Below are 448 nucleotides of genomic sequence, written 5' to 3'. Positions count from 1 at the left end.
CGCATGGCTTCTTCCACCGACATGTCGATGGGGGTGAGCCAGTCGCGCGGCACGAACAGGGTGTAGCCGCCGATCATGTAACCCATGGGCAGGTAGACCGCCACCCGGTCACCGGGCAGAAAACCCGGCGGCAAGCCGCGCAGGTGGTTGCGGGTGATGAGACCGACGATTTCCACGTCCTGCCCCGGCGGGCGCAACACCACCACCTGCTGGCTGGCGCCGCCGGCGGGTTGGGGCGCAAAATAGTCGGCGAAGCTTTTGAGCGAGGAGTACACGCTTTTGACCACCGGCAGGTTGGTGAACGGCAGCTCCACCCACGACAACAGCCGCGCCGTGGTTTTGCCCGAAATCAGGAAGCCGGTCAGCACGATGGCGCCGGTGGCCAGCAGCAGGCCCAGGCCGGGGATGTAAAAATCCCCCACAAAGGGGCGGATCAGCTGCATGGACA

At 65.2% G+C, this 448-nt stretch carries 1 protein-coding gene; it reads right to left on the bottom strand.

What is annotated here, in order from left to right:
* Positions 1-448 (bottom strand): DUF502 domain-containing protein (locus HA630_RS26835; RefSeq protein ID WP_166832039.1); only part of this gene is annotated, 448 nt, incomplete at both ends.

Source organism: Aquabacterium sp. A08 (genome assembly GCF_011742065.1).
This window is presented reverse-complemented; position numbering and strand designations above follow the sequence as displayed.